Below are 21,606 nucleotides of genomic sequence, written 5' to 3' on the forward strand. Positions count from 1 at the left end.
GCTTTTACAACGCAGTACCTGAGTTATCCACAAAGTTGCCCACGGAAAATGGGGAGCACTTGGACATCATCAGCTCGCGCGCGGAGAAGGCGCGGCGCAGGTGGGGCCGCGGCAGCGCGAAGGTCGGGCGGTCGCGCTCCTCGATCCAGTGGGAGCCTGCGCCATAGACCGCGTTCTGCACCTCGCACACGATGCGGGCCTCGCGGCGGGCGGCGGCCGTGGCCGGCACCCACATGCCGCCATCGTGGTGCTCGTCGTCCTCGTGGTGGCGCACATCCCAGCGCCAATGGACGCGGATCTGGGCGGTCTCCACACCCGGAAAGATCTCGGCGATGAAATTGTTAAAAATCATTAACTGCATGCTAGGCAGGCCCGGCGGAGGCACAAGGGCCGCCGGCGAAACCTGCCTTCAAGGCTGTGCAGTTTTCCTCACTTTTTGACACATTTTTGTTCCGTGTCACGTTTCGTTTGTTCCCGAGGGAGCGTAACGCCCGTAACGCCGGCAGCCCCGAAGGGCAGTCTGATGCCCGGGTTCAGGCGTCTACAGGCAGTCTCAGTCCCGTTCGCGTGTCGAACAAATGGACCTTGCGCACGTCGGGCAGGAAGCCGACCCGGTCGTCGACCCGGGCCTGGGTGCGCTCGCGCAGCACGCAGTTCAGCCGCAGCGTCTCGCCGATGCCGAGCACCACGTGGGTCTCGGGCCCGGTCGGCTCGATCGACCGCACCACGGCCGAAGCTTCGCCCGCGCCGCCGCCGCCCAGCGCGATGTCCTCGGGCCGCACGCCGTAGGTGCAGTCCTGGCCGGCCCAGCGCCGTGCCGCCTCGGGCAGCGCCAGCACCAGACCTTCCGGGGTGCGCAGCACCGGCGCGCCGCCGTCGGGCGACTCGACCCGGCCCGGCACGAAGTTCATGGCCGGCGAGCCGATGAAGCCCGCCACGAAGACGTTGCGCGGCCGGTCGTAGAGCTCGAGCGCCTCGCCCATCTGCTCGACCACGCCGTCGCGCATCACCACGATGCGGTCGGCCATGGTCATGGCCTCGATCTGGTCGTGCGTGACGTAGACCATGGTGGTGCCGAGCCGGCGGTGCAGCGCCTTGATCTCGGCGCGCATCTGCACGCGCAGCTTGGCGTCGAGGTTCGACAGCGGCTCGTCGAACAGGAACACCTGCGGATCGCGCACGATGGCGCGGCCCATGGCCACGCGCTGGCGCTGGCCGCCCGAGAGCTGCTTCGGAAAGCGCTGCATCAGCGGCTCGAGCCCGAGGATCGCGGCCGCGTTGGCCAGCCGGCGCTCGATCTCGGCCTTGGGCTCGTTGCGCATCTTCATCGCGAAGGCCATGTTGTCGGCCACCGTCATGTGGGGGTAGAGCGCGTAGTTCTGGAACACCATCGCGATGTCGCGCTCCTTGGCCGGCAGGTGGTTCACCAGCCGCTCGCCGATCCGGATCTCGCCCGCGCTCACGCGCTCGAGCCCCGAGATCATGCGCAGCAGGGTCGACTTGCCGCAGCCCGAAGGCCCGACCAGCACCACGAACTCGCCGTCGGCCATCGGGATGCTGACCTCCTTGATGACGGCCGTGTCCCCGAAGGACTTGCTGACCTTGTCGATCTGGATCGCTGCCATGGCGCGCTCAGGCCTTCGCTTGCGCGGCGCGCCATGCCTCGTAGGCGCGGCGGCTCTCGTCCGAGGGCGGGTAGAGGCCGAAGGTGGACGCGCCCTGGTCGACCTGGCGCGTGACGTAGTCCTCGAACTCGGTCATCTGCGCGGCCTCCTCGGCCACCTCGTCGACCAAGTGCGGCGGGATCACGATCACGCCCTCGGCGTCGCCCACGATGACGTCGCCCGGGTAGACCGGCACGCCGCCGCAGCCGATGGGCACGTCGATGTCCATCGCATGGTGCTTGGTGAGGTTGGTCGGCGCGGCCGGCTGGCGGCAGTACACCGGGAAGTCGAGCTCGCGCAGCTCGGGCGTGTCGCGAAAGCCGCCGTCGGTGACCGCGCCCGCGGCGCCGCGCCGCAGCATGCGCGTGATCAGGATGGCGCCGGCCGATGCCGCGCTGGCATCGCCGCGGCTGTCGATCATCAGCACGTGGCCCGGCGGGATGGTCTCGACCACCTTGCGCTGGGCGTTCTCGCGGTCGGCGAACACGCCCAGGTGGTCGAGGTCCTCGCGCGCCGGGATGTAGCGCAGCGTGGTCGCCAGGCCCACCATGCGCGCGGCGCGCCGGTTGAGCGGCAGCGCGCCCTGCACCACGGCATTGCGCAGGCCGCGCTTGAACAGCGCGGTCGACAGGGTGGCGATGCTGATGCCGCGCAGTTGCGCCGCGCGCTCGGGGCTGAGGGTCGGGGTCGTGGAGGTGGTCATGGATGAAGGCCTGGAAAAGTGGATCTGTGCGGTGGATCAGGCGTTGCCGATCGGCTGCGCGAAGGCGAGGCGGTTGCGCTCGCGCGCCTGCTGCAGTTGCGGGTGCGCGAGCAGGGTGCGCAGCAGCGCCTGGTCGGCGTCGGACAGCTCGGGCCGCGCGGCGGCCTCGACGCCGGCCGACAGCTGCTCGGGCGTGCCCGCGCCGACGATCAGGCCGTCGACGCCGGGCTGCGCGAGCGTCCAGCGCATGGCGGCGCGTGCCACCGCGGCGCGGTCGTCGATGCCGGCGGCCGCGGCGATGCGGAACAGCTCGCCCTTCATGAAGACCTCGCGCACCACCACGCGCACGCCCATGGCCCGCGCGGCGGGAATCAGGCGCTCGAGGGCACCGTCGTCGGCCAGGTTGAAGTTGAGGTTCAGCGAGGCGAAGGCGCCGGTCTCGAGCAGCGCGAGGTAGGTGGCCGCGCCCGAGAAGCTGTCGGCCGCGGCGCAACGGATCAGCCCTTCGCGCTGGAGCGCGCGCACCGCTTGCGCGAGCTTGCCGGGAAAGGCGTGGTCCTGTTCGATGGCGTCCTTCAGGATGCCGAGATTGAGGATGTCGATGCGCTCGCGGCCCATCAGCGCGAGGATGCGCAGCACCTCTTCGCGCAACTGGCCCGGTGCGACCATCCGGCGGTTGCCGGGGTCGTAGCCGTAGACCATGCCTTCGGGCCGGGTCTGCACCACGGCCGCTCCGGGCGGCGGCAGCTCGCGCAGGTTGCGGCCCAGCGCTTCCTTCTCCGAATCCATGGTCACGTCGAAGCTGTCGATGCCCAGCGCGTAGGCGCGCTCGAGCACCGAGCGGCGCAGCGGCCCGCCGAAGTCCGGGAACAGGTGGCCGGGCGTGACCGCGAGGCGCAGGTCCTCGTTGAAGGCGCGCGAGCGGCCGTCGGGCAGGTACTCATGCCCGCCGAGCACGATGCGCGAGAGCCGCATGCCGCTGGCGCCCAGCGTGAAGTGGTCCATCGGCTTCATCCCTTCACGGCCGAGCCGGCCGAACTCTTGACCAGGTAGCGCTGCAGGAACACGTAGGCCCCGGCGGGAATGGCGCAGCCGATGACGGTGGCGGCCATGATGTCGGACCACAGCACGCGGAACTGGCCCACCAGGTTGGTGATGCCCAGCGTCATCGTCTGCTTGCTCGGCTCGCTGATCAGGCACAGCGCCCACAGCAGGTCGCCCCAGGCGAGCAGGAAGGCGAACACCATGGTCGCCACCAGCCCGGGCAGGATGTTCGGCAGGATGCAGTGCCACAGGCATTGCAGGCGCGAGGCGCCGTCGATCTCGGCGGCCTGGTCGATCTCCAGCGGCACGCTGTCGATGTAGCCCTTGAGCATCCAGACCGAGAACGGCAGCGTCAGCGTGGTCTGCGCGAGGATCAGCCCGAGGTGGGTGTTGTAGAGCCCCGCGAAGGACATCATCTTGAAGTAGGGCCCCACCAGCAGCACGCCCGGGATCACCTGGCTCGCGAGGAACATCACCATCATGGTGTCGCGCCCGCGGAAGCGGAAGCGCGAGAAGCCGTAGGCGCAGAACACGCCGATGGTGGCCGAGAGCAGGGCGGTGGCGCCCGACACCTGCAGGCTGTTGAGGAAGTAGCGCACCAGCCCTTCCTGCCCCCAGATGCGCGCATAGGCGTCGACCGTGAAGGACTGCGGCAGGATGGTGGCGGGAAAGCTCGTGACCTCGATGTCGGTCTTGAACGAGGACGACACCATCCAGAAGAAGGGCAGCAGGTTGTAGAGCGCCATCGCGGCCAGCGCCGCGTAGAGGCCGAGCCAGCGCGCGAAGCCGCCGCCGCTCTCGTCGTGGGTGCGCATCACTTATCCTCCTTGAGCGTGAGCCGCACGTAGGGCACCGCGAGCACCATCAGGATCGCCGCGAGCACGACCGCGATCGACGAGGCATAGGCGGTGTCGAAGAACTGGAAGTAGTTCTTGTAGACCTGCAGCGAGAGGTTCTGCGTGGCGTAGCCGGGGCCGCCGCCGGTCATGCCGTAGACCATGCCGAACAGCCGGCATTCCCAGATCGCGTCGAGCACGACGGCCAGCAGGATCATGGTGCGCAGGTTGGGCAGCGTGATGTGGCGGAACTTCTTCCAGGCGCCGGCGCCGTCGATCTCGGCCGCCTCGTACTGGTCGCGCGGTATCGCCTGCAGGCCGGCCAGCAGGATCAGCATCACGTAGGGATAGCCGCGCCAGGTCTCGGCCATGATCACCGACAGCAGCGACAGCGAGGGATCGCCGAGCCAGTCGATCGGGCCGGGCAGGTCGAGCCGCTGCATCACGGCGTTGATGCCGCCGGTGAGCGTGTCGAAGATGAAGCGGAAGATCAGCCCGCCGATCACGTCGGGCATGGTCCACGGCAGGATCGCGATCACGCGGAACAGCCAGCGCGCCTTCATGTCGAGGTTGAGCAGCATCGCCACGCCCAGCCCGAGCACGAGGTGCAGGCTCACGACGGTGCCGACGAACAGCGCGGTGTTGAACAGGGTGCGCGCGAACTCGGCATCGCCCAGCAGCCGCCGGTAGGCGCCCAGGCCCATCGGCGCGCTGCCGCCGGCGCCGAAGCTCTGGAACACCGAGGCGATGGCCGGGAACCCCAGGATCACCACCATCAGCACCACGGCGGGCATGACAAAGGCATAGCCCGCGCCGCGGGACTCGTCGGACATCGTCGGTTCCTTCGCTCGAACGCCGGGGGCTTACTGCTTGAGCAGCGCTTCGATCTGCTGGTGGGCGTCGGCCAGCGCCTGCTCGCGCGGCTTCGAGCCCGCCACCGCGGCCTGCAGGTTCTGGCGGAAGATCTCCAGCGCCTGCGGCCACTTCGGCGTCTGCGGCAGGAAGGCGCCGTGCGCGATCTCGGCCGCGACGATGCGCGCCGATTCGCTGTTGGCGATCTTGTCGTAGCCCTCGTTCACGCTCTTGCGCGACGACAGCATGTTGTTGTCGTCGAACCATTTCTTCATGCTCGCGCTGTCGGTCAGGTACTTCGCGAGCTTCCAGGCTTCGTCGGGATGCTTGCTGTTCTTGCCGACGAAGATCGACTTCTGGAACAGCGTGGTGCGCACCTGCTTGCTGTTGCCGGCCGGCTGCGGCATCGGCGCCATCGCCAGCACGTTCCAGCCGTCGAGCTGCGGGTTCATCGCACTGACCTCGGGGTAGCTCCAGGTGGTGCCGATCTTCATCGCCACGGTGCGGTTGGCCAGCAGCCGGCGCGAGCCGTTGGCGTCGACCTGCGCGGCGCCCGGCGGCACCGACTTGTCGACCAGGATCAGGTCGACGATGAAGTTGAAGGCCGCCTTGGCCTCGGGCGTGTCGAGCGCCGAGCGCTGGCCGTCGGGCGTGATGAAGTCGGCGCCGAAGCCGCGCAGGATCGACGACACGCGCAGGTCGAAGCCGGCCGGCGCGAGCACCACCGAGAAGCCCCAGCGGTCGATCGCCGAGCCGCCGGTGGACGAGCGCGTGAGCTTCTTCGCGGCGGCGCGGAACTCGTCCCAGGTCTTGGGCGGCCCGGCCACGCCGGCCTCGGCGAACAGCTTCTTGTTGTAGACCAGGGTCATCGCGACGGTGTTCATCGGGATGCCGTAGGTCTTGCCGGTGACGGTGACCGGCAGCAGCGAGTTCGGATAGAAGTCGGCCAGGAAGTTGCCGCCTTCCTTCTGGATGTAGGGCGTGAGGTCGCGCACCCAGCCCTCGGCGATGTACTGGCGCACCGGGTTGGCGTCGAGCGCGAACACGTCGGGACCTTCGCCCGCGCGGATCGCGGTGCTGTACTTCACGTCGCGCTGCGCCAGCGGCACCGGCTCGCGCTTGACCTTGATGCCGGGGTTGGCCTTCTCGAAGGCGTCGATCACGCCGTTGAGCGACTTGCCCCAGACGTCCTGCGCGAGCTGCCAGTCCGAATAGGTGATCGTGACATCGGCATGCGCCGACATGGCCGCGGCCATGCCCGCACCCGCCACCATGGCCCGCAGCAGATGCGCGGCCCGCAGGGATAGCTTCATTTCTTGTCTCCGGTTTCCGAGGTTGTCGCTCATGACGCCTTCTGTGCGGCGTTCTGGGATACTAGTATACCAGTTGAGCCGGATCAAGTTCTTTCGCGATCGGCCGGCCCATAATCGGCCGCGATCCCACTTTCCGAACAAGATGAATGCGCCTTTGCTGAAGCCCGCGCTGAAGATGCCGCCGCGCGAAAGCACCAGCCAGCAGGTCTACGAACTGCTGCGCACCGCCATCGTCAATGCCACGCTGGCGCCGGGCCGCGCGATCTCGGAGATCGAGATGGCGAACCAGCTCGAGGTGAGCCGCACGCCGGTGCGCGAATCGTTCCGCCGGCTGGCCGCCGAGGGTTTCCTCAAGGTGGTGCCGCAGGTGGGCACCGTGGTCTCGAAGATGAGCCGGCGCGAGCTGATGGACGCGCTGTTCATCCGCGAGTCGATCGAATGCGCGGCCGCGCGCCTGGCCGTGAAGGCGCCGCTCGAGGAGCGCGAGGCGCTGCACCGGCTGATGCTGCGCCAGCGCGCGGCGGTCGACCGCGGCGACATCGAGGAGGGCCTGAACAAGGACGAGGACCTGCACCGCGGGCTGATCGACCTGTCGGGCCATCCGCGCGCCTGGGAGCCGGTGCGCCAGGCGCGCGCTCACATGGAGCGCGTGCGCCGCATGGCGATCCCCGAACTGCAGAGCAACATCAAGGCCGCCGAGCAGCACGAGCGCATCGCCGCGGCGCTGGTGGCGGCCGATACCGAGGTGCTGGTGAAGGAGCTGCAGGCGCACATCCGCCTGATCGAGGGTTTCATCGAGGGCATTTCGGCGCGGTATCCGGACTACTTCGAGGACTGAATCCCCGAAGAAAGCGCACGAATAAAGCGCGCAAATGAAGCGCCCAAAAAAACACCCGCCGAAGCGGGTGCATCCCTTGCGGGCCCAGAGGGAGGTTCTTCTTGCTCTTCTTGGCACCCTGGTGCGTGACAGCGACGCCATGTTCGATGCGAAGCCGTAAGAGACGCGTCAGCCTTTGGGAGGCAGCGCGTGTAGGCCATTGCAAAAATCGTGAAGAATTGCTCAGAATTATTCATATGGGATGCCGAAAAGCCCGCCCTCCCATAGAAATGTCGGTGTCGTCTGACGTGAGATGACTGTTTCAGGCTCGAACATCCTTGTGTCCGGCCGTTCCTCCCTCGGCTGGGCGCCTAGTGTGTGACAGCAACTTAGGCTTCGCGCCCGGCCTCGTGCCGGGCGCTTTTCTTTGTGCCGCCCGATCCGGCCCTCGAGTCCACGTAAAGCTTGTGTGAAACCGCGCCAATAAGAATCATTCTTATTAAAATGATTTCAATAGTGTTACAGCCGAGGATCAGGCATGGACAAGTTCATGGCACGTGCCGAGTGCGAATGGCTCGCACAGTTTTTTCCGGATCCGGGGGCGGACACCGCGCCGGCACCGCCGAGCCAGCGCGGGAACGTCCCTCCCAAGCAAGAGGCCGCCACAAGCCGCGCGCCCTGGCATCGGGCGATCCGATCGTCGGTCGCACGCGTGCTGCGGCCCGGCGCGCCCAAGGCCGGCGCCTGAGCCGATCCCGGCCCGGCGCTGAACTCAGCGCCGGCGCAGGGCCCGGCTCAGATGCGGATCCGCTTCCTCGTCATCGGGCGCATCCGCCCCCAGGCTGACTTCCACCGTGTGGAGATGGCTGCGCAGCAGCGCCAGCGCTTCCTCGGTCGATCCGCTTTCGATCAGGGCGATCAGTTGCGCATGCTCGTCCTGCAGGCACTCGGTGTGCTTGTCGTATTCGTGCTGGTAGAGCAGCAGGATCAGCGCGATCCGCCCGACCAGCTGATCGAGCGTCTGCGCGAGCAGGTCGTTGCCCGCGAGCCGCGCGAGCAGCACGTGGAATCCCGCGCCGAGCCGGCGCACCTCTTCCATGTCGTTGCCCACGCGCGCCGCGCGCTCCTGCTTGACGTGCGCGCGCAGCGCCGCCAGGTCCTTCTTGCTATGGGCCTGCGACAGCTTCTCCAGTGAGTGGCGCTCGATCGCCCAGCGCAGGTCGAAGGTGTCGCGCGCTTCCTTCGGCGTGGGCTTGGCCACCGAGGCGATCTTGCCCGGCGTGAGGTCCACCAGCCCCTCGCGCGCCAGGCTCTGGAGCGCCTGCCGCACCACCGTGCGGCTCACGCCGTAGAGCTTGCCCAGGCTCACTTCGCGCAGCTGCGTGCCCGGCAGCAGGCGGTGGGCAGCGACCGCTTCCCGGATGCTGTCGCTGATTTCTTCGTTCTTGGTAGACATGGTCCGGGATTGTAATTAGACTGAATCGGTATACCGATATAGAGTACTGAAACGGAATCCGACAAAACTCCCACCCTCGAGGACAACACCCCATGACCCCCTTTCAACTGGCTGCCGCGGCCCTTGCCGCCTTCTTCTGCGCCGCACCCACGTTCGCGGCCGAGCCGCTGCAGATCGGCTTCGTCTATCAAAGCCCCGTGTCCGACGTCGGCTGGGTGGCCGTGCACGAAAGCGCGCGCAAGCAGCTCGAGAAGGAATTCGGCAACCGCATCAAGACCCAGGTGGTGCAGGACGTGAAGGCCGGCCCCGACGGCGCGCGCGTGATCCGCGAACTGGTCGGCAACGGGGCGGGGCTGATGGTGCTCGGCAGCTTCGGCTACATGAACGACGGCCTGAAGGCGGCTGCCGAGAACCCCAAGGTCAACTTCGTCCACGCCAGTGGCTTCAGGCAGGCCGCCAACTTCGGCACCTACAACGCGCGCTGGTACGAGGCCGCCTATGTGGCCGGCCTGGTGGCGGGCAAGGTCACGAAGTCGAACAAGCTCGGCTACGTCGGCGCATTGCCGATCCCCGACGTGGTCTCGACCATTAATGCCTTCGCGCTCGGCGCGCAGAAGAGCAATCCCGCCGCCAAGGTCTCGGTGGTGTGGGTCAACGAGTGGTTCAACCCCGGCAGCGAGCGCGATGCCGCCAACACCCTGATGCAGCAGGGCGCCGACGTGATCGGCTCCGGCTTCCAGGACAACCCGGCCGTGCTGCAGGCGGCCGAGGCCAAGGGCGTCTGGTCGATCGGCATGTTCTCCGACCATCGCGAGTCCGCGCCACAGAAGCTGCTGACCTCGCTCACGCACGACTGGACGCCCTACCTGCGCCAGGCCGTGCAGGACACGCTCGACGGCAAGTTCAAGGGCACGGCCTATGCCGCGACCCTGGCCAACGGCGGCGTGAGCCTCGCGGACTGGAATCGCGGCGTGCCGGCCGACGTGGTCCAGATGGCGAAGCAGGCGCGCGCCGACATCGTGGCCGGCAAGCTCAAGGTCTTCGCCGGCCCGCTCAAGGACAACACGGGCAAGCAGCGCGCGGCCCCAGGCGCCGCGCTGTCCGATGCCGAGGTCGCTGGCATGAACTGGTTCGCCGAAGGCATCCAGGGCGCGATCCCGCGCTGAGGTCCGGCCATGAACCAGACCGCAGACACAGCGGCGACCTCCGCCGACTGGTTTCCCGTGGAGTTCTCGCGCAACCTGCTGCCGGGACAGGTGCTGCAGTCCACGCTGCTCGGCCATGAACTGGCCCTCTGGCGCTCGGCCTCGGGCGCGATGGAGGTGTGGGAGAACCGCTGCCCGCACCGCAGCGTGCGGCTCAGCCTCGGCTTCGTCGTCGGAGAAGAACTGGTCTGCCGCTACCACGGCTGGCGCTACGGCCGCGACGGCCACTGCGTGTCGGTGCCCTCGTCGCCGAAGGACGCGAGCCCGCCGGCCGCCTGCGCGCGCACCTACCTCAGTCGCGAGAGCGACGGCATCGTCTGGGCCAGCCTCGCGCGTATGCCGGCCGGCTATCCGCCGCGCCTTGGCGACGACCTCGTGCCGTCGCGCAGCTTCACGGTCGACCTCGATGCCGGCACCTTCGCGCTGCAGGCCGAACGCGCGGGCTGGTTGCAAGGGCAGAGCACTTGCGTCTGGCAGGAAGGTGCATCGGCCCTGCTGATCCAGCCGCTGCTGCCCGGCACCTCGATCGTCCACCTGCTCGTCGCGCGGGGTGCATCGAGTCTCGACAAGCAACGGGCCATCGAAAGCATCAAGACGCACATCGCGCAATGGACGGCCGAGGCCCGTGCCCCGACGGAGACCGAACATGCCTGACACCATCGATCCCGCGATCGCGGCCGACTGGCTCGCCATCGGCGACAGCCTGGGCCTCGCGCCCGGCACGGGCCGTCGAGCCCGACTGCTGGGCCACGACCTCCACGTGCGCCGCCAGCCCGACGGCGCGCTCGAGGCCTGGTTCGAGGCCGAACCCACGAGGCCTTGCCACGCCACCGACCACTGCGGCTTCATCCTCCTGTGCCTCGGCGATGCGCCCAAGCCACTGTTCGAACTGGCGGCCTTCGCGAACCCCGCGCGCCGCTTCCTCTACATGGGCGGCTTCGGCATCCACAGCGGCCCGCTGCGGGTGGTGGAGAACTTCCTCGACATGGCGCACTTCCCCTTCGTCCACGCCCACATCCTCGGCTCGGAGGAAGCGACCGAAGTGCGCGGCTACGAGGTCGAGCTAGACGCCCGCCAGGAGCTCTGGGCGCGCGACTGCAAGTTCATCCAGCCGCTGGCCTCGGCGGACGCGAAGGGCGGGGCGGACGTCGATTACGTCTACCGCGTCGTCAATCCGTTTTCGCCGATGCTCTACAAGCATCCGGCGGGCCGTTCGGCCGAGCTCGCCGACATCATCTTCCTGTTCATCCAGCCGACCGACGAAGAGCGCTGCATCGCGCACTTCGCGATCAGCCTGTTCGATGCCGAAAGCTCGAGCGGCGAGATCATGGCCTTCCAGCAGAACATCCTCGGGCAGGACAAGCCGATCCTCGAGAACCACGTCCACAAGAAGCTGCCGCTCGATCCGCGCATCGAGGTGCCTTCGCGCGCCGACGCCGCCTCGAGCACCTTCCGCCGCTGGCTGCGCGACATCCATCTGCGCTGGGGCATCGAGGCGCAGAGCACCGAGCCGCGGCCGCGGCTCAGCGTGGAGGTGGCCGGAAAAAGAACCGTGGCGCAGGACATCGTCGAGTTCAGGCTGCGCTCGCCACGGCGCGGCCCGTTGCCTAGCGCCACCGCGGGCTCGCATCTCGACGTGCACCTGCCGAACGGCCAGATCCGCCAGTACTCGGTCTGCGGCCAGGACGACGAGGGCTACACCATCGCCGTCAAGCGCGAGGCCGATTCGCGCGGCGGCTCCATCGCCCTGCACGAGTCGGTGCAGGCCGGCATGCAGCTCGAGATCGGACTGCCCAAGAACAACTTCCGGCTCGACCCGCGCATCGAACACGCTGTGCTGATCGCGGGCGGCATCGGCATCACGCCGATCCTCGCGATGGCGCGCGATCTCGCGGCGAGGGGAAAGCGGCCAGCCCTCCATTACTTCTGCCGCTCGGCCGAGCATGCGGCCTACCGTGCCGAACTCGAGGCATTGTTGGGCGCGAACCTGCATCTGCACCTGGGCCTGTCGCCACAACAGACCGAAGACCGGATGCGGCAGGCACTGCAAGCCGGTGGCGATGCGCATGCCTTCGCCTGCGGTCCCGCGCCGCTGATGCAGTGCATCGAGCGCGTCGCGACGGAACTCCATTGGCCCGCCGAGCGCGTGCACTTCGAATACTTCCGACGCACCACGCCCGTCGAGGCCACCGGCCCCGCATTCACCGTCGAACTCGCGCGCAGCGGCCGCCGCGTGCAGGTCGCGAGCGACACCACCATCGTCGAGGCCCTGCGCGCGATCGACATCCACCTCGACACCAGTTGCGAGCAGGGCGTGTGCGGCACCTGCCTGTGCACCGTCATCGAAGGCGAGCCCGACCATCGCGACCAGTACCTGAGCGCGGGCGAGAAGGCGTCCGGCATGCAGATGCTGCCCTGCGTCTCGCGATCGCGCTCCGCGACGCTGGTGCTCGATCTCTGAGGGCTGGCGATGATCAAGCTCTACAACGAACAGATGTCCGGCAACTGCTACAAGCTGCGGCTCTTCATGGCGCTGCTCGGCATCGCCTACGAGCGCGTGCCGGTCAACTTCCATCCCGGACGCGAACACAAGGAAGCCGAATTCCTCGCGCTCAATCCCTTCGGCCAGTTGCCCGTGATCGACGACGACGGCTTCGTGCTGCGCGACGCGCAGGCCATCCTCGTCTACCTCGCGAGCCGCCACGACGGCGCCGGCACCTGGTTCCCCGCCGATCCGCAGCGTCGCGCCCAGGTCATGCTGTGGCTCACCGTGGCCGAGGACATCACGCGCAGTGCCTCGGCCGCGCGCCTGCACGATGCCTTCGGCTATGACTTCGACGCACCGGCCTGCCGCGCGGCCGCGCACAAGCTGTTCGCGCACATCGAGGACCACCTGGGCGACCGCGAGGCCGCGGGCGAAGGCTGGCTGGTCGGCGCCACGCCCACGCTCGCCGACATCGCCTGCTTCCCCTACATCGCGCTCGCGCCCGAGGGCGGCATCGCGTTGACGCGCTATCCCGCGCTGCGACGCTGGATCGCGCGCGTCAAGTCGATCCCCGGCTTCATCGGCATGCCCGGCATCTTCGCGCTCGGCATCGACGCCGAAGCCTCCTGATGCGTCGCGGGATGCCCCGCTGATTCGCCTCAAAAAACCTCATCCCGATTGATTGGTCCGGGTCGTCGCGTCCCTTAACCTCGGTCGCGAGGCAGCAAAGCACTGCCTCGATTCGACCCAGGACAGGAGACAAGCCATGACCCCAACGAGCGCGACCGCCGCGCCGGCCGCCGATGCCCGCGGCTTCGAACCCGACGCGCCGATCCGCTGCCGCGACTTCCGCATCGGTGCCATCGGCGCCGGTTTCATCATGGCGGACGTGCAGCTCGCGGCCTACCGCGAGGCCGGCTTCCCCGTGGTGGCGATCGCCTCGCGCACCCGTTCCAAGGCGGCCGACGTGGCCGAGCGCTGGAACATCCCCACGGTGCACGACACGCCCGAAGCGCTGATCCGCGACCCGCAGGTGCAGATCGTCGACATCGCCTTCCCGCCCGACCGCCAGCCCGAGCTGATCCGCCTCGCGCTCGCGCAGCCGCATGTGAAGGCGGTGCTCGCGCAGAAGCCGCTGGCGCTCGATCTCGACACGGCGCGCGCGCTGGCCGAGGAGGCGCGCGCGGCCGGCAAGCCGCTGTCGGTGAACCAGAACATGCGCTTCGACCAGTCGATGCGCGTGCTCAAGCAACTGCTCGATCGCGGCGAGCTCGGCACGCCGGTGCTCGCCACCATCGAGATGCGCGCCATCCCGCACTGGCAGGAGTTCCTGCGCGGCTACGGCCGCCTCACGCTGGCCAACATGAGCGTGCATCACCTCGACGTGCTGCGCTTCCTGTTCGGCGAGCCCGAGGACATCTACACCGCCGCGCGGCCCGATCCGCGCACCGGCTTCGAACACAGCGACGGCATCGTCTGCTCGACCCTGCGCTTTCGCAGCGGCGTGATGGCGCTCAGCATGGAGGACGTCTGGACCGGCCCGCACGGCGAGGGCTTCGATGCCGGCATCTTCATCAAGTGGCGCGTCGAGGGCACCGAGGGCGTGGCCGAAGGCACCATCGGCTGGCCCGACTATCCCGAAGGCAGTCCGAGCACGCTGCGCTACAGCTCGCGCCACGGCACGGGCGGCCAATGGGTCGCACCGAGCTGGTCCACGCGCTGGTTCCCGCAGGCCTTCGCGGGCGTGATGGAGCAGCTGCAATGGGCACTCGCCCAGGGCGAGGCGCCGATGCTCGATGTCGCCGACAACGTGAAGACCATGGCGCTGGTCGAGGCCGGCTACCGATCGCTCGCCGAGCGGCGCGCCGTGCCGCTGGCCGAGTTCGGCGTCTGAGCCGCGCGCTTTCCCCGCATCCCCACCCACAACCCATCGGAGACAACCCATGATCCAAGTCGGCATCTTCAGCGGCTACTTCCCCTATGCCCTCGAGGAGTCCGCGCGCCGCATCAAGGCGCAGGGCTTCAACACCGTGCAGCTCGACCTCGCGTTCAAGGACATCGACTTCTCCACGCCCGAAGCCATCACGCGCGAGAAGTGCCACCGTGTGCGCGACACCTTCCGCCGCCACGACCTGCCGATCAGCTGCATGTCGGCGTACACGAACATCGTCCATCCCGACGCCGGCGAGCGCCAGCGCCGCAACGACTACCTCAAGGCCACGTTGCGCCATGCGCGCGACTGCGGCACGCCCTACGTGATCAGCGAGACCGGCACTGTCAACCCCGACAGCGACTGGTCATCGCATCCCGACAACAAGAGCGAGCGCGCCTACGCCGACTGCGTGAAGGTGGTGCGCGAGCTCGCGCAGGAGGCGCACGACCACGGCGCGGTGTTCCTGGTCGAGACCTACGTCAACAACATCATCGGTTCGGTCGAGGAGACGCTGCGCCTGTTCGCCGACGTCAACCATCCGGGCCTGGGCCTGCTGATGGACCCGACGAACTACTTCGAGACCCACAACATCGACCGCATGGACCAGGTGCTGAACCAGATGTTCGACGCGCTCGGCGACAAGGTCCGCATCGCGCATGCCAAGGACGTGAAGCGCGCCGCGGGCGATGACAAGAGTGAGAAGTTCGCCGACATCGACGCCTCCGAAGCGCACCAGTTCCGCGGGGTGGGCGAGATCGAGCTCCCGGCGCCGGGCCTGGGCGCGCTGAACTACGACCTCTACCTCAAGCGGCTCGCGCAGCACCATCCCAACATCCCGATCATCATCGAGCACCTCGACGAATCGGACGTGCCGCGCGCCAAGCGCTTCCTCGACGACAAGCTGCTGGAGGCCGGCGCGTGATCCAGCTCCACGGCCGCCACTGGACCCGGCGCGCGCTGCGCGAACACGCGGGCACGCTCGCGCAGTTCGCGGGCGTGCGACTGGTGACGCTGGGCGACGGCGTGGAGCGCGGCATCCGCTGCCTCGAGTTCCGCACCGGCACCGGCTTCGCGTTCCAGGTGCTGGTCGACCGCGCGATGGACGTGGGCGCCTGCGAATACCGAGGCGCGGCCATCGGCTGGCAATCGCCCACGGGCTTCCGGCATCCGGGGCTGCACGAGAACGCTGACGAGGGCGGCCTCGGCTGGCTGCGCTCCTTCTCCGGCCTGCTCGTGACCTGCGGTCTCGACCACACGCTGTTCATGGACAGCGACCCGGCCGGCCATTACCACTACACGCCGCGCAAGAGCGTCGACAGCGGCCTGCACGGCCGCATCGCGAACATTCCCGCGCGGCTCACCGGCTACGGCGAGCGCTGGGAAGGCGACGACTGCATCCTCTGGTGCGAAGGCGTGGTGCAGCAGTCGGCCGTGTTCGGCGAGGACCTGCACCTGGTGCGGCGCATCGAGGCGCGCGTGGGCGAGCACGGCTTCACGCTGCACGACCGCGTGGTCAACCACGGCTTCTACCGCACGCCGCACATGTTCTGCTACCACATCAACGCCGGCCATCCGGTGCTCGACGAGGGCAGCCGCTACATCGCGCCGATCCGCCACACGCCCTGGGCCGCGCATGCCGACGCACTGCGCAAGCAGTCGGTGGGCTACCGCACCCAGCCCGGACCGCAAGCCGACTTCCACGAGCAGGTCTACGAGCATGCGATGGCGGCCGATGCGCAAGGGCGCATCCCGGTCGCGCTGGTCAACGAGGGCTTCGACGGTGGCCGTGGCATCGGCCTCGCGGTCGAGGTCCACCGCGACGAGTTCCCGTGCCAGTTCCAGTGGCAGAACTACCAGCGCGGCCAGTACGCGATGGGCATCGAGCCGAGCACCAACCACGTGCTGGGCAAGCCCTTCGCGCGCGAGCGCGGCGAGCTGATCTGGCTCGAGCACGGCGACGAGCGCCGCTACACCACGCGCTTCTCGGTGCTCGACGGGCGCGGCGAGATCGCGGCCTTCGAGGAGCGCGTGCGCGCCATCTGCGCGCAGCCCGCCGACGAGTACCCGGCCATCACCGGCCGCTGGGACTGAGGCGCGAAGAAGATGGGCGAGCCGGTGCGGACATCGCGGCAGGGCGTCTCGTTGCGCGGAATACTCGGCGACATGAAGACGAAGACATCGACGCCCTCCGCCGAGGCTCCCGGCCGCTCGCGCCTGGCCGACGTCGCGCGCGTGGCCGGCGTTTCGAAGGCCACGGCCGACCGCGCGCTGCATGCGCGCAAGGGCGTGCGCTCGGCCACGGTGCAGCGCGTGGTGCGCGCGGCCGCGCAGCTGGGCTACCTGCCCGACGAAAGCCTGCACCAGGTGCTGCGTCCCAGGCCGATGGAGCTGATCTTCCTGCTGCCGGCCGGCACCAACCAGTTCATCCGCATGCTCGGCGACTACGTCGGCATCGTCGAGAAGCAGCTCGAGCCCTTCAACGTGCGCTGCCGCCGCGTCGAGATCGAGGGCTTCGATGCCGAGGTGCTGGCCGCGCGGCTGCTGCGCCATGGACGGCAATGCGACGGCATCGCCTTCGTGCCGCTTGAGCATCCGGCGGTCCGCGAGGCCGTCGCGACGCTGGCCGACCAGGGCGTGCACCTGCTCACGCTGCTGTCGGACCTGCCGGGCTCGCGGCGCGCCGCCTATGTGGGCATCGACAACCATGCGGCCGGCCGTACCGCGGGCTACCTCATGGGCCGCATGCTCGACCGGAAGTCGGGCAAGGTCGGCCTGATCGCCGGCAGCCTCAGCTACCGCGGCCACGAGGAGCGCGAGGTCGGCTTCCTTCAGGTGCTGGCCGAGCAGTTCCCGGGGCTGCGCGTGGTGGGCCTGCGCGAGGGCCACGACGACGTGGCGCAGAACTACCGCCAGGCGCGCACCCTGCTGCGCCAGCATGCCGACCTGGTGGCGCTCTACAACATCGGCGGCGCCTCCGAAGGCATCGGCCGCGCGCTCAAGGAGGCGGGCCTGGACCACAAGGTGGTCTTCATCGGCCACGAGATCACGCCCGACACCCGCGCCATGCTGATCGACGGCACGCTCGACGCGGCGATCAACCAGAACCCGCAGACCGAGGTGATGAACTGCGTGCGCATCTTCGCCAACCTGCGGGCGGGGCGCGATGCGCTCGCGGGCGTGGAGCCGGTGCGTGCCGGCATCGCGGTGCGCGAGAACCTGCCCTGACCCTCCTTTCCTCCCACGACTTCAAAAGACACGACACGACCATGGACATGACAGGCAAGAAGGTGCTGGTGACCGGCGCCGCCGGCGGACTCGGCACCAGCATCTGCTGGGCTTTCGCGCGCGCGGGCGCGCAGGTGCTGGCGCTGGACATCGATCCGGCCAAGGGCGAGCGCCTGGTCGCGGCCGGGGAGGGCGAGGGCGCCGAGGTGCGCGCGCGGCTGCGCTTCGTGCAGGGCGACCTCGCCGACCTCGGCGCGCTCGCGGCGCAGCTGGCCGCGCTGTTCGAGGCCCAGGGCGGCATCGACGTGCTGATCAACAACGCCGCCATCTATCCCTCGCGCAGCATCGAGGAGTTCAGCATCGAGGAGCATCGCCGCGTGCAGGGCGTGAACGTCGACGCGGCGCTGGTCTGCGTGCAGGCCGCGCTGCCGCACATGAAGCGCCAGCGCTTCGGCCGCATCGTCAACGTTGTCAGCATCACGATGTACGGCGGTTGGCCGCTGCTGCTGCCCTACGTCACCTCCAAGGGCGCGCTGCTGGGCATGACGCGCGCGATGGCGCGCGAGCTCGGGCCGCACGGCATCACGGTCAACGCGGTCTCGCCGGGCGCCTTCCCGACCGATGCCGAGAAGATCCATCCCGACCCCGAGGGCTACGAGCGCTTCGTGCTCGAGCACCAGTCGGTCAAGCGCCGCGGGGCGCCCGACGACATCGCGAACGCGATGCTGTTCTTCGCGGCCGAGGGCAGCGGCTTCGTCACCGGCCAGACGCTCAACGTCGATGGCGGCTGGGTGATGCAGTAGCCGCCGAAGCCCCCGCCTTTCCACTCGACATCTCGACCACCAACTAGGGAAATCCCGTGATCGCAGCCACGGGCTGCAACGCTAAAGTCGTACTTGTTAGCGCTAACAGTTAGCGCTAATAATCTCGCCAACAGCAGCGCGACGGCTTCGGCCGGACGCCTCGAATCCCACGGCAGGGCCTGCCGTCATCGGAGACAGACACACATGAAGCAACGCCTTTTCACCGGCCGCCGCGCGGCCCTCGCCGCGATCGCCATCGTTCCGGCCCTGCAGCTGCTCGCCGCGGGCAGCGCCCAGGCGCAGGCCGCCGGCAAGCAGGTCGTGACCTTCGCCGCATCGAGCTTCGCCGAGCCCGGCCGCGGCGAGAAGATGCGCGCCTGGATCGGCAAGTTCAACCAGAGCCAGGACAAGGTCGAGATCCAGCCGGTCACGATTCCGTTCTCGTCCTTCGCGAGCACCGTCTTCACGCAGATGGGCGGCAATGCCGGCCCCGACCTCGTGCGCTTCGACCTGCCCGAGTTCTATGCCGCGGTCGATGCCAAGCGCCTCGTGCCCATCGACGACGTGATCGCCGACGGCGCCTTCCCGCTCACCGGCCCCGACAAGTACATGAAGATCGGCGGCAAGCGCTACGGCGTGGTGTTCGAGGTCAGCAACTACGCGATGGTCTACAACAAGGCGCTGCTCAAGGGCACGCCGCCTTCGAACTTCGACGAGTTCCTGGCCGCCGCCAAGGCCGCGACCGCCGCCGGCAACTACGGCTACGCCTACCGCGCCACCATGGCCGAGCGCGGCGGCTTCTGGTATGACCTGTGCAACTACGTCTACGGCTTCGGCGGCCGCTGGTCCGACGAGCAGGGCAACCCGACCATCAACAGCGCCAAGGTGATCGAGGGCGTGGCGGCCTACAAGAAGGTCTACGACGCCGGCGCGATCCCCAAGGGCGCCGACGCCGCCACCTACCGGCGCATGTTCGCCGAGGGCAAGATCGCGATGCAGGTCGACAACGGCGGCGTGGCCGCCAACCTCGCGACCCAGGCCAAGGGCTTCGAGTTCGGCGCCACGCCTTCGCCGTTCCCCACCAAGGCGCAGGGCATGATCCTGGCGCCGATCAGCATCAACGCCAACAGCAAGAACAAGGCCGCCGCCGGTGCCTTCCTGCAGTGGATGCTGACGCCCGAGGCGCAGCGCGAGCTGCAGCTGATCCACGGCGCCTCGAGCGTCGCGATCGCCGTGCCGCGCTCGGCCGAGGAGGTCGCCAAGTGGCCCTGGATCTCGGTCTACGACCAGCAGACCGCTAACAGCGTGCCTGCGCTGCCGCAGGGCCTCGAGGTCAAGGCGCCCGAGATCCAGCAGATCGTGATCGAGCAGGTCATCAAGGTGCTGCAGGGTGGCGTCGATCCCGCCAAGGCGATGAACGACGCGCAGCAGACCGTGCTGAGCCGCGTGCTCAAGCGCTGAACCCGCGCCACATCCCGTGACGATGAACGCCACGCTGTCCTCCGCCGCCGCGGTGGCCCGCCGCGAGGGTGCGCGCCGCCGCGCGCGCCTCGACGGCCATCCGCTCGCGCCCTATGCGCTGGTGCTGCCGGCCACGCTCTACCTGCTCGTGTTCCAGGGCTATCCGCTGTTGCGCGAACTGGTGCTGAGTTTCACCTCGACCTCGCTGCTCGCGGCCTCGCAGGGCGAATGGGTCGGGCTGCAGAACTACGCCGACCTCTGGAACGATCCCGACTTCCACCGCGTGATCTTCACCACGCTGCTCTACACCGTGGCCTGCGTGGCCTCGGCGATCGGGCTGGGCCTGGCCTCGGCGCTGCTGCTCGACGCGCCGTTCCGCGGCCGCGGCATCGCGCGCGCCGCCGTCACCATCCCGTGGGCCGCGCCGCCGGTCGCGGTGGCGCTGATCTTCATCTGGATCTACAACGCCCAGTACGGCGTGTTCGGCCACACGCTGCGCTTCTTCGGCATCGCCGCGGGCAGCGAGAACTGGCTCGACAGCATGCAGCACGCCATGCCCGCGGTGCTGATCACCACCATCTGGCAGATCTTCCCGTTCGCCTCGGTGGTGCTGCTGGCGGCGCTGCAGGGCGTGCCGTCCGAGTTGCGCGAGGCGGCCGTGATGGACGGCGCCGACCGGCTCAGCGTGTTCAAGGCCGTGGTGTGGCCCACCATCCGGCCCTCGGTCGCGCTGCTGGCGCTGTTCTCCACCATCTGGTCGCTGCGCCGCTTCGACCTGATCTGGCTGCTCACGCAGGGCGGGCCGGTGGGCGCCACCAACACGCTGGTGATCGACCTCTACCGGCGCGCCTTCGTCAACCACCACCTGGGCCAGGCCGCGGCCGTCGGCATGGTGGGCGTGGCGATCGCGCTGGCCGTGACGCTGGTGTACTTCCGCTACACCGCGCGCGCCGAACGCGAAGGAGAGCGCTGATGCACGCCGCCATGAGCCGACAGGCGCTGCGCATGCTCGCGGTGCTGGTGCTGCTGGGCGCCGCGGCCTTCCCCATCTACTGGATGCTGGTGACCTCGCTCACGCCGACCGAGGCGCTGTTCGCCGACCGGCCGCAGCTGCTGCCGTCGCTGGGGCAACTGCCGGTGTACGCGAGCGTGTTCGCCATCAAGCCGGTGGCGAGCTGGCTCTTCAACAGCGCCTGCGTCGCGATCGGCACCACGGTGCTGAGCATCGCGCTGGCGGTGTTCCCGGCCTATGCGCTGTCGCGCTTCCGCTTCGGCGGCAAGGGCGCGATCGGCTTCGGGCTGTTCGCCACCCAGATGCTGCCCGAGGCGATGCTGGTGGTGCCGCTGTACGCGATCTTCGCGCAGATGCAGCTGCTCAACACCCTGAGCGGCCTGATCCTCGCGAACACCGCCTTCACCGTGCCGGTGATCACCTGGATCCTCAAGGGCGCCATCGACGGCGTGCCGATCGAGGTCGAGGAGGCCGCGCGGGTGGACGGCTGCTCGCGCATCGGCATCGTGCTGGGCGTGGTGGTGCCGCTGATCGCGCCCACGCTGGCCGCGGCCGCCGTGATCTCCTTCTTCCATGGCTGGAACGAGTACGTGTTCGCGCAGACGCTGATCACCGAGGAGCGGCTGCACACGGCCTCCGTCGGCCTGGCCGGCTTCATCGGCGAGCTGAGCACGCCGCTCGATGCCGTGATGGCGGTGGGCGTGATGTACACGCTGCCGGCCGTCATCTTCTACCTGATCGTGCAGCGCCACGTCGTCTCCGGCATGACCGCCGGCAGCGTCAAGGGCTGATCCCGA

The 21,606-nt window shown here is 68.7% G+C and carries 22 protein-coding genes; 14 read left to right on the top strand and 8 right to left on the bottom strand.

The features are described 5' to 3' along the window. Positions 1 to 4: 4 nt before the first annotated feature. The 7 genes from AC07RV_RS01380 to AC07RV_RS01410 form a co-directional block, all read right to left on the bottom strand. Positions 5 to 361 carry a hypothetical protein gene (locus AC07RV_RS01380; protein ID WP_296783416.1) on the bottom strand — a complete coding sequence of 119 codons (357 nt, stop codon included), beginning with the start codon at positions 359 to 361 and terminating at the stop codon, positions 5 to 7. Positions 362 to 533: 172 nt separating this feature from the next. Next, positions 534 to 1,625: an ABC transporter ATP-binding protein gene (locus AC07RV_RS01385; RefSeq protein WP_296783412.1), complete on the bottom strand. Its 1,092-nt coding sequence runs from the start codon at positions 1,623 to 1,625 to the stop codon at positions 534 to 536. Positions 1,626 to 1,632: 7 nt separating this feature from the next. After that, positions 1,633 to 2,367 carry a ribonuclease activity regulator RraA gene (locus AC07RV_RS01390; RefSeq protein WP_093345656.1) on the bottom strand — a complete coding sequence of 245 codons (735 nt, stop codon included), beginning with the start codon at positions 2,365 to 2,367 and terminating at the stop codon, positions 1,633 to 1,635. A 36-nt stretch (positions 2,368 to 2,403) separates the two neighbouring features. Then, on the bottom strand, positions 2,404 to 3,372 hold the full coding sequence (locus AC07RV_RS01395) for an aldo/keto reductase (protein ID WP_296783407.1): 969 nt from the start codon (positions 3,370 to 3,372) through the stop codon (positions 2,404 to 2,406). 5 nt (positions 3,373 to 3,377) lie between these two features. Then, positions 3,378 to 4,226, bottom strand: coding sequence for a carbohydrate ABC transporter permease (locus AC07RV_RS01400; RefSeq protein ID WP_296783404.1), 849 nt, complete (start codon positions 4,224 to 4,226; stop codon positions 3,378 to 3,380). Continuing rightward, the gene (locus AC07RV_RS01405; protein ID WP_093345663.1) at positions 4,226 to 5,080 is read right to left on the bottom strand and encodes a carbohydrate ABC transporter permease; all 855 of its coding nucleotides are present in this window, start codon (positions 5,078 to 5,080) and stop codon (positions 4,226 to 4,228) included. The genes AC07RV_RS01400 and AC07RV_RS01405 overlap by 1 nt, the downstream gene beginning before the upstream one ends. A 30-nt stretch (positions 5,081 to 5,110) precedes the next feature. After that, positions 5,111 to 6,412, bottom strand: coding sequence for an ABC transporter substrate-binding protein (locus AC07RV_RS01410; protein WP_296783399.1), 1,302 nt, complete (start codon positions 6,410 to 6,412; stop codon positions 5,111 to 5,113). Between the two features lie 142 nt (positions 6,413 to 6,554). Here AC07RV_RS01410 and AC07RV_RS01415 point away from each other — a divergent pair, with 142 nt between their 5' ends. Next, positions 6,555 to 7,250 (top strand): GntR family transcriptional regulator, encoded by a 696-nt coding sequence (locus tag AC07RV_RS01415; RefSeq protein ID WP_296783397.1) that lies wholly within the window; start codon positions 6,555 to 6,557, stop codon positions 7,248 to 7,250. A 517-nt stretch (positions 7,251 to 7,767) separates the two neighbouring features. Continuing rightward, positions 7,768 to 7,977 carry a hypothetical protein gene (locus AC07RV_RS01420; RefSeq protein ID WP_296783395.1) on the top strand — a complete coding sequence of 70 codons (210 nt, stop codon included), beginning with the start codon at positions 7,768 to 7,770 and terminating at the stop codon, positions 7,975 to 7,977. Between the two features lie 24 nt (positions 7,978 to 8,001). On the opposite strand, the gene AC07RV_RS01425 is transcribed toward AC07RV_RS01420, so the two are convergent. Then, on the bottom strand, positions 8,002 to 8,685 hold the full coding sequence (locus tag AC07RV_RS01425) for a GntR family transcriptional regulator (RefSeq protein WP_093345670.1): 684 nt from the start codon (positions 8,683 to 8,685) through the stop codon (positions 8,002 to 8,004). A gap of 92 nt (positions 8,686 to 8,777) precedes the next feature. On the opposite strand from AC07RV_RS01425, the gene AC07RV_RS01430 reads away from it, so the two are divergent. From AC07RV_RS01430 to AC07RV_RS01485, 12 genes are all read left to right on the top strand, one after another. Further along, entirely contained in the window at positions 8,778 to 9,851 is a 1,074-nt protein-coding gene (locus AC07RV_RS01430; RefSeq protein ID WP_296783389.1) for a BMP family ABC transporter substrate-binding protein, read from the top strand. 9 nt (positions 9,852 to 9,860) lie between these two features. Beyond that, complete coding sequence (locus AC07RV_RS01435; protein WP_296783387.1) at positions 9,861 to 10,544, top strand: Rieske 2Fe-2S domain-containing protein; 684 nt, start codon at positions 9,861 to 9,863, stop codon at positions 10,542 to 10,544. After that, positions 10,537 to 12,351, top strand: coding sequence for a 2Fe-2S iron-sulfur cluster-binding protein (locus tag AC07RV_RS01440; RefSeq protein ID WP_296783385.1), 1,815 nt, complete (start codon positions 10,537 to 10,539; stop codon positions 12,349 to 12,351). Before AC07RV_RS01435 ends, AC07RV_RS01440 begins: the two co-directional genes overlap by 8 nt. 9 nt (positions 12,352 to 12,360) lie before the next feature. Further along, on the top strand, positions 12,361 to 13,005 hold the full coding sequence (locus tag AC07RV_RS01445; RefSeq protein WP_296783382.1) for a glutathione S-transferase family protein: 645 nt from the start codon (positions 12,361 to 12,363) through the stop codon (positions 13,003 to 13,005). Between the two features lie 136 nt (positions 13,006 to 13,141). Continuing rightward, positions 13,142 to 14,269 carry a Gfo/Idh/MocA family protein gene (locus tag AC07RV_RS01450; RefSeq protein WP_296783379.1) on the top strand — a complete coding sequence of 376 codons (1,128 nt, stop codon included), beginning with the start codon at positions 13,142 to 13,144 and terminating at the stop codon, positions 14,267 to 14,269. 49 nt (positions 14,270 to 14,318) lie between these two features. Further along, complete coding sequence (locus tag AC07RV_RS01455) at positions 14,319 to 15,230, top strand: sugar phosphate isomerase/epimerase family protein (protein WP_296783378.1); 912 nt, start codon at positions 14,319 to 14,321, stop codon at positions 15,228 to 15,230. Continuing rightward, a complete protein-coding gene (locus tag AC07RV_RS01460) occupies positions 15,227 to 16,399 on the top strand; it encodes an aldose 1-epimerase family protein (protein ID WP_296783375.1) in 1,173 nt (390 codons plus the stop codon). The genes AC07RV_RS01455 and AC07RV_RS01460 overlap by 4 nt, the downstream gene beginning before the upstream one ends. Before the next feature lie 72 nt (positions 16,400 to 16,471). Beyond that, positions 16,472 to 17,533 carry a LacI family DNA-binding transcriptional regulator gene (locus AC07RV_RS01465; RefSeq protein ID WP_296783372.1) on the top strand — a complete coding sequence of 354 codons (1,062 nt, stop codon included), beginning with the start codon at positions 16,472 to 16,474 and terminating at the stop codon, positions 17,531 to 17,533. Positions 17,534 to 17,580: 47 nt separating this feature from the next. Beyond that, positions 17,581 to 18,336 (top strand): SDR family NAD(P)-dependent oxidoreductase, encoded by a 756-nt coding sequence (locus AC07RV_RS01470; RefSeq protein ID WP_296783369.1) that lies wholly within the window; start codon positions 17,581 to 17,583, stop codon positions 18,334 to 18,336. A 204-nt stretch (positions 18,337 to 18,540) separates the two neighbouring features. Continuing rightward, positions 18,541 to 19,797, top strand: coding sequence for an ABC transporter substrate-binding protein (locus AC07RV_RS01475; protein ID WP_296783366.1), 1,257 nt, complete (start codon positions 18,541 to 18,543; stop codon positions 19,795 to 19,797). A gap of 22 nt (positions 19,798 to 19,819) precedes the next feature. Then, a complete protein-coding gene (locus AC07RV_RS01480) occupies positions 19,820 to 20,770 on the top strand; it encodes a carbohydrate ABC transporter permease (RefSeq protein ID WP_093345691.1) in 951 nt (316 codons plus the stop codon). Next, positions 20,770 to 21,600, top strand: a complete 831-nt coding sequence (locus AC07RV_RS01485) for a carbohydrate ABC transporter permease (RefSeq protein ID WP_256222662.1) — start codon at positions 20,770 to 20,772, stop codon at positions 21,598 to 21,600. Before AC07RV_RS01480 ends, AC07RV_RS01485 begins: the two co-directional genes overlap by 1 nt. Positions 21,601 to 21,606: the final 6 nt, after the last annotated feature.

It is taken from the genome of Variovorax sp. GW821-FHT09B01, from assembly GCF_059418345.1.